Source organism: Accumulibacter sp., from assembly GCF_032229525.1.
Taxonomy (GTDB): domain Bacteria; phylum Pseudomonadota; class Gammaproteobacteria; order Burkholderiales; family Rhodocyclaceae; genus Accumulibacter.
This window is the reverse complement of record NZ_JAVTWB010000199.1, coordinates 1-5,724: the sequence shown is the minus strand read 5'-3', so window position 1 is coordinate 5,724 and position 5,724 is coordinate 1. Positions and strand designations below refer to the sequence as shown.

Sequence of the window (5,724 nt, the reverse complement as noted above, 5' to 3'; positions counted from 1 at the left end):
GAGTTGATCGGGATCGGGCTCATGTACGGCCCCATCAGGCCGGTGACGAAGGCCATCGGCAGCAGCGCGGCGATCACCGTGAAAGTAGCCAGGATGGTCGGGCCGCCGACTTCATCGACGGCCAGCGGAATGATTTCGAGTAGCGGCCTGCCGGGCTGGAGCGCTTGCCAGCGGTGGATGTTCTCGACGACGACGATGGCGTCGTCGACCAGGATGCCGATCGAGAAGATCAGCGCGAACAGCGAGACGCGGTTGAGGGTAAAGCCCCAGGCCCAGGAGGCAAACAAGGTCGCGGCAAGCGTTAGCGCGACCGCCACGCCGACGATCAAGGCCTCGCGTTTGCCCAGCGCAAAGAAGACCAGCAGGACGACGAAGGCGGTGGCGAAAACCAGCTTGCCGATCAGCTTCTGCGCCTTGTCGGTTGCCGTCTGGCCATAATTGCGCGTCGTGGTGACCTCGACGCCGTCCGGGATCAGCGTTCCCTTGAGCGAGTCGGCGCGCGCGATTACCGCGTTGGCGACGTCGGCGGCATTGACCCCGGGCTTCTTGGAAACCTGTACGGTCACCGCCGGGAACTCGCCGTCGCGGTTGCCGAACCAGACATAACGCTGCGGCTGATCCGGGCCGTCTTCGACGCGTGCGACATCACTGACGAATACCGGTTTGCGCTCACCGGCCTTGCCGTGCACGGCGACGACCAGTTGCCGGACGTCCGCCGCCGACTCGAGATAGGTGCCGGTCTCGACCAGCACTTCACGGTTGTCGGCGACCACATGCCCGGAAGACTGCCGGGTGTTGCCGAGACGCAGCGCACCGGCCAGATCCTGCGGCGTGACGCCAAAAGCGTTCATCCGCTCGCTGTCCATCAGCACGCGCACGGCATGGTCTGGGCCGCCCAGGGTCGACACATCGCGCGTTCCCTTGATGCGCTTGAAGTCGACTTCGGCGGCCCGCGCCACCTGCTGCAGGTCGAAAGCCGAGCGTGTCGGGTCGGCGGTCCAGAAAGTCAGCGAGACGATCGGCACGTCATCGATGCCTCTTGGCTTGACGACCGGCTCCAGGACGCCGAGGTTCGGCGGCAGCCAGTCGCGATTCGAGTTCACCGTGTCGTAAAGGCGTACCACCGCATCCATGTATTTGACGCCGACCTCGAACTGTACGGTGACGATCGCCATCCCCGGCCGCGAAACCGAAAACACATGCTCGATTCCCGACATCCGCGACAGGACCTGTTCGGCCGGCGTCGCCACCAGGTTCTCGACATCCTGCACCGAAGCGCCTGGAAAGCCGATGAATACGTCGGCCATGGTCACGTCGATCTGCGGTTCTTCCTCGCGCGGCGTCACCAGCGTCGCGAAGACGCCCATCAGCAGCGCCACCAGGGCCAGCAGAGGGGTCATCTGCGAGCTGGCGAAAAAGCGGGCGATACGGCCCGAAACCCCCATCACAGCCATCGCTACTGGCCCGGGCGCTGGCCGGATTTCAGCGCGACCGCCGCCTTCACCGGATCGAGAACGATGCGCTCGCCGGCGTGCAGCCCGGCCAGTACTTCGATTTCGCCGCTACCGACCGCTTCGCCAAGCCGCAACTGGCGCAAGTTCAGCGTGCCGTCTTCCTTCTCGACGTAGACTGCCGCGACGGCGCCGCGGCGGACGACGGCGGCCTGCGGCACGGTGAGCTTGGTGGCGTGGCCGAGCACGAAGTACACCCGCGCGTGCATGCCGGGCACGATGCCGCTCATCCCCGCCGGCAGGCCAACGCGCACCGGCGAGACATGCGTCGCCGCATCGGCAGTCGGCAGCACGGTGACGCTGCTAGCATCGACCCACTGGCCGAGTTCGGGAAACTCCACCCTGGCCCGGCCGACGCTGCGCATCTGCGACAAGCGGTACTGGGGAATGGTGGCGGTGACCCGCAGGCCGTTCGGATCATGGATGGTCAGCAGGGGTTTGCCGGGCGTTGCCATTTCACCCAGTTCCGTCAGTCGCTCGGCGACAATTCCGGAGATCGGCGCGCGGACCGTGGCATGGCCGAGGCCGACCGTGGTCTGTCCCCGCGCCGCCTGAGCGGCGTCGAGATCCGCTTTCGCCTTGTCTACCGCAGCCTGGCTGACAAAGCCTTGCTGGCGCAGGCTTAGCGTCCGCTGGTAGTGGGCCCGGGCATTGACATACTGCGATGCCGCTCCGGCCGCTGCTTCGCTCGCCTCACGGGCGTCGATCTTCATCAGCAGGTCACCCTGGCGCACCGCCTGGCCGACGTCGACGTGAACTTCGATGACCCGACCGGAAACCTGCGCCGCCAGCGTCGCCTGATTGACTGCCTCGACCACTGCCTCGGCCGGCAGCGTCAGGTCGACCGGGTGCGGCTCGATGAGCACGGTCGGCAACGCTTGCGCGTGCGCGGCAAGAGCCGCGGCGCTGGTCAGCGCCACCAGCAGCGCCTGCCGCCAGGACAATCGGGATTGGGGATCACTCATCATGCGTATAAGCATATCCTGATATACGAACGAAAACAAGGAACCTCGCCCAACTGGGTGGCCGCCCGCAGATTTCCATGATCGCTCCCTCTTGACGCCCGGCCGGCTTGAATGAGACAAAGCGCAAGTTTGCCAAATCGAAGGTGCCCATGAAACGCGTCTACCTCGCCCTTGCCACCGTTTTTCTGGTCACCAGCTGCACGCAGATGCCGTCCGCAAGTCCGCCGGGTGCCGCGTCTGCGGCCGACTTGCGTCAGCCCGAGGGGGTCTCGGCTCCCAGCGCGCAACCCGGATGGCGTGGCCAGAAGCTGGCCGTTGCCACCGCGCATCCGCTGGCCAGCGAGGCCGGACTGGAAATCCTGCGCGCCGGTGGTTCGGCCGTCGATGCCGCGATCGCCGTCCAGATGGTGTTGACGCTGGTTGAACCGCAGTCGAGCGGCATCGGTGGCGGTGCCTTTCTACTGTACTACGATGGTCGGGAAACGGTCGCCTTCGACGGTCGCGAAACGGCACCCGCGGCCGCCGACGGAACACTTTTCCTGCAGGCCGACGGCAAGCCGATGACTTTTTCGGAGGCCGTAGTCGGTGGGCGGGCGGTGGGTGTTCCGGGGACCGTTCGGATGCTCGAAATGGCGCATGCAGCGTACGGCAAGCTACCGTGGGCGCGCCTTTTCGAGCCGGCGATCGCGCTGGCAGAGGAGGGCTTTCCGGTCAGCCTGCGCCTTTATACGCTGCTCAAGACCGACCGACATTTGCGCAAGGACCCGAAGGCAGGCCCGTACTTCTACGAGCGTGACGGTGAACCACGGGCGATCGGTACCCTGCTGCGCAATGCAGAGTTGGCGCAGGTCCTGCGCAGGATCGCCGCGGAAGGCTCGCTGGCGCTGTACGAGGGTGACATCGCGCAGGCGGTGGTCGATCGCGTGCGCAATCATCCGGACAACCCGGGCCTGCTGAGCATGGCCGACATGGCTGCGTATCAGGCGAAACGGCGTTCGCCGCTGTGTACCGACTACGCGCCCAGGGGAACGCGGCAGGCCCGCAGCTACCGGATTTGCGGCTTCCCGCCACCCAGTTCTGGAGCGATTGCCATCGACCAGATCCTCGGCATCCTGAACAACAGCGAGGCGCGCTTTCTGCGCTTCGAGAACCCGCTCTGGATGCACTACTACACGGAGGCCTCGCGGCTGGCGTTTGCCGATCGTGCCCGCTATGTGGCCGACCCCGACTTCGTTCCCGCGCCGGCCGGCAATTGGCAGTCACTGATCGCTCCGAGTTACCTTGCCGAAAGGGCACGACTGATCGGCGAGCAGAGCATGCAGATCGCCAAACCGGGATCGCCCTCGGCGGAGAAGAGCGCCTTTGCGCCGATGCCCGAGCAGGTCGAGTACGGCACGTCACATATCAGCATCGTGGACGCCTGGGGTAATGCCTTGGCCATGACCAGTACCATCGAGGATGCCTTCGGCGCGCGCCAGATGGTCAAGGGCTTCTTGCTCAACAACGAGCTCACCGATTTTTCCTTCGCCCCGACGGACGCCAGTGGCACACCGATCGCCAATCGCGTCGAAGCCGGCAAGCGCCCACGCTCGTCGATGAGCCCGACCCTGGTCTTCGACAACGACAGCGGCGATCTGGCGCTGAGCGGCGGTTCTCCGGGTGGCGCGATGATCATCCACTACACCGCCAAGCTGCTCTATGCCACCTTGAACTGGGGATTGACGCCGCAGGAAGCCATTGATCTGCCCAACTTCGGATCGCTGAATGGCCCGACGCTGCTGGAAGAAAAGCGCTTCCCGCGGCCTTTTGTCGCCGTGCTGCAAGGCCGAGGTCATGTCGTGAAGGAGGTGGGCTTGAGCAGCGGCCTGCAGGCGATCCAGAAGAACCCTGTCGGTTACGCTGGCGGTGCGGACCCCCGTCGCGAGGGCAGGGTGGTGGGTGAGTAAGCTGGAGGCGAGCGGTCTGGCGCGCCGAAAGGAGCGCAAGCTTGCTTTTCCGTGGCGCCGAACGGCGTCGCCCTTGCTGCCGGAAAACGGTGTACCGCTATCCCCCGCCGTATCCCGAAAGCTGCTTCTCGCATCCTTGATCGCCGCCCTGCTGACCGCCTGCGCCACAGACGGCGCTTACGAATCGCGGCCGTCACCGGTGCCACGCGACCCGGCGCCGACTGAGCAGTCCAGTCCGGGAAGCGAGGTGCGTAAGCTTCCCCAGCCGTCAACGCGGCTGCCGAGCCCGCCTCCCGCTGCCTCCCTCTACCCGAGTACGAGCGAGGGCCGCGCCCTGGTCAACCGCGTGCTGCCGCCACAGGTCGGCGACCGCGCCGGCTGGGCGGCGGATATCTTTGCCGCGATGGCCGCGCTGCGCATTCTGCCGACGCCGGAAAACCTGTGTGCCGTGATCTCGATCATCGCCCAGGAATCGACCTTCCAGGCCGACCCGCCGGTTGCCGGGCTGTCGCGCATCGTCTGGCAGGAACTCGAGAAGCGGCGCGAAAAATACGCCATCCCGAAAGTCGTTCTCGACCTCGCCTTGAGCAAGTCGTCGCCGGATGGCAGGAGCTACAAGGCAAGAATCGACGCCTTGCGTACCGAGAACCAGATGAACGCCATTTACGACGACATGATTTCCGAATTGCCCGGCGGCAAGGTGCTCTTTGCCGGCTATAACCCGGTTCGTACCGGGGGGCCAATGCAGGTCAGCGTCGAGTTTGCCGAGGAGCATGTGCGTAACCGTCCCTATCCCTACCCGCGCCAGGGTAGTGTCCGCGACGAAGTGTTCTCGCGTCGCGGCGGCCTCTATTTCGGCATCGCCATCCTGCTCGATTACCCGGCCAGCTACAGCCAGATGATCTACCGCTTCGCCGACTTCAACGCCGGTCGCTACAGCAGCCGCAATGCAGCCTTTCAGGAGGCGGTAGCCCAGCTCAGCGGCCAGCGGCTGGCGCTCGATGGCGACCTGTTGCGTTACAAGAACGGCAGCCCGGCCGCGGAAGCCAGCGATACCCTGCGCAGCGCGCTCGTCTTGCGACCACGCTTGAACTTGAGCGAGGGCGAGATCCAGCGTGATTTCAAGCTCGAAAAGACCTTCGCCTTCGAGCAGTCCGCGCTCTACCAGCGGCTGTACGCGCTTGCCGATACGGCAAGCAACGCGAGACGGCCCCGCGAAATGCTGCCGCGCATCGAGCTGAAGAGCCCCAAGATCACACGGCAACTGACCACCGATTGGTTCGCCCGGCGGGTGGATGGACG

General features: G+C 65.4%; 4 protein-coding genes. 2 read left to right on the top strand and 2 right to left on the bottom strand.

Translation table 11 applies throughout. The features are described from left to right. Both RUW20_RS15640 and RUW20_RS15635 read right to left on the bottom strand, forming a co-directional pair. Positions 1 to 1,445: efflux RND transporter permease subunit (locus RUW20_RS15640; protein WP_313953152.1), on the bottom strand; the 1,445-nt coding region annotated here is incomplete at its 3' end. An 11-nt stretch (positions 1,446 to 1,456) separates the two neighbouring features. Next, a complete protein-coding gene (locus RUW20_RS15635; RefSeq protein ID WP_313953151.1) occupies positions 1,457 to 2,476 on the bottom strand; it encodes an efflux RND transporter periplasmic adaptor subunit in 1,020 nt (339 codons plus the stop codon). Positions 2,477 to 2,625: 149 nt separating this feature from the next. Here RUW20_RS15635 and ggt point away from each other — a divergent pair, with 149 nt between their 5' ends. Next, complete coding sequence (ggt, locus tag RUW20_RS15630) at positions 2,626 to 4,422, top strand: gamma-glutamyltransferase (protein WP_313953150.1); 1,797 nt, start codon at positions 2,626 to 2,628, stop codon at positions 4,420 to 4,422. Positions 4,423 to 4,669: 247 nt separating this feature from the next. Then, positions 4,670 to 5,724, top strand: a 1,055-nt coding sequence (locus RUW20_RS15625) for a DUF1615 domain-containing protein (protein ID WP_313953149.1), incomplete at its 3' end; no start/stop codon positions are given.

Bases quoted from the DNA above. Each gene is read 5' to 3' on its own strand.
- ggt (WP_313953150.1), top strand. From the start codon at position 2,626: ATGAAACGCGTCTACCTCGCCCTTGCCACCGTTTTTCTGGTCACCAGC.
- RUW20_RS15635 (WP_313953151.1), bottom strand. From the start codon at position 2,476: ATGAGTGATCCCCAATCCCGATTGTCCTGGCGGCAGGCGCTGCTGGTG.